This window comes from Bradyrhizobium sp. Arg237L, from assembly GCF_029990105.1.
GTDB lineage: Bacteria > Pseudomonadota > Alphaproteobacteria > Rhizobiales > Xanthobacteraceae > Bradyrhizobium.
Genome location: NZ_JAQMIL010000176.1, coordinates 1 through 1451, shown reverse-complemented (window position 1 = coordinate 1451; position 1451 = coordinate 1). Strand labels below are relative to the sequence as shown.

General features: G+C 62.8%; 1 protein-coding gene. It reads left to right on the top strand.

The features are described from left to right. Positions 1-143 precede the first annotated feature (143 nt). Positions 144-1442, top strand: a complete 1299-nt coding sequence (locus tag OZ411_RS42820; protein WP_282532780.1) for an IS4 family transposase — start codon at positions 144-146, stop codon at positions 1440-1442. Positions 1443-1451 lie beyond the last annotated feature (9 nt).

Genomic DNA, 1451 nt, shown 5'->3' with positions numbered 1-1451 from the left:
GCTGTCATATTCGCACATCTTGCGAAGGAATTTGATCGCTGATTCCGTGAGTTGAACGATGATTCGCGGGAGTGAGCGATGTCTGGGATGGACTACGGGCTGGGTCGGTTTGGCGATGCGCGGCTGGAAAAAGGGGGGCGCATTTGCATGCGGCGCTGGTTGCGCGGCCAGGCTCGTGCATCCGTCAACTGGCGCAATGCAGCCGCGCGCGTGAGATTCAGTTCACGCGCTTTCTTCGCAACGACGCGGTGACGGCAGAAGAGATAGCCGCGTATGCGGCGGAACGCACAGCGGCGCGGGCGAGGGGACGTGATGTCGTCGTGGTCCAGGATACCAGCGAGCTTTCGCTGGGAGGGCGGCGTGCGAAAGCGAACGGCTACGGGCCGATCGGGAAAGGCGGAGCGCTGCGGGGCCTGTTGCTGCATGCCGCCCTGGCGGTCGATGCCAGCAACGGTGGAGTGATCGGCCTCGTCGATGCGAAGGTGTGGAACCGCACGGGCGGCAAGGCCAAGCATCGACGGGCGCGAACGACGAAACAGAAGGAATCGCAACGTTGGCTCGATAGCACGAGGCGCGCCGCAGAGGTGCTGGCGGAGGCTGCGAGCATCACGGTGGTATCGGACCGGGAAAGCGACATCTACGCGCACTTCGCGTTCCGTCCGCAGACTACGCATTTGATCGTGCGGGCCTGCCAGAACCGGCGGATCGAGGAGGAGCAGATTGATCTGCTGTTCTCGCACATCGATAGTCTGCCCGAAGCAGGTCGGCTCAAAGTGAACATTCCTGCGGCTCCGGGACGCAAGGCGCGCAGCAGCGAACTGGCAATCCGCTTCTCGCGTGTGACCCTGCGCAAGCCGCTGCATGGAACTGCCGATCTGCCCGACACGGTCACATTGGCCGTGGTCGATGTGCGCGAGACATCGACGCCGGAGGGTGGCAAGCCGATCCACTGGCGACTGCTGACGACCCATCCGGTCACCAACATCGCCGACGCGCGCAGAACCGTTGATCTCTATCGGATGCGCTGGGTCGTCGAGGAGTACTTCCACACGCAGAAGACCGGAGGCTTCGATATCGAGGCCGCCGACATCAGTGATCCTGAGGCCATGATCAGGTTCGCCGCTGTTGTGGCCGTAGCGGCTGTATCGGTGATGCAACTGGTCAAGGCTCGCGACGGCACCACCGGCCAAAACCTGCTTGAGGCCTTCGAGCCTGCCGATCAACCCATCCTCGAAGCCGTCTCGGCCAAACTGGAAGGCAAGACCGAGCGGCAAAAGAACGCGCACCCTAAAGGTTCACTGGCCTTCGCCGCTTGGGTCATTGCCCGTCTGGGCGGATGGGACGGCTACTATGGCAAGCCCGGGCCGAAAACGATGCGCCTGGGGCTCGAAGCCTTCCAGCGCATCAAATTTGGTACCAGTCTGGCGCTCCGCGATGTGTGAATCGGACAG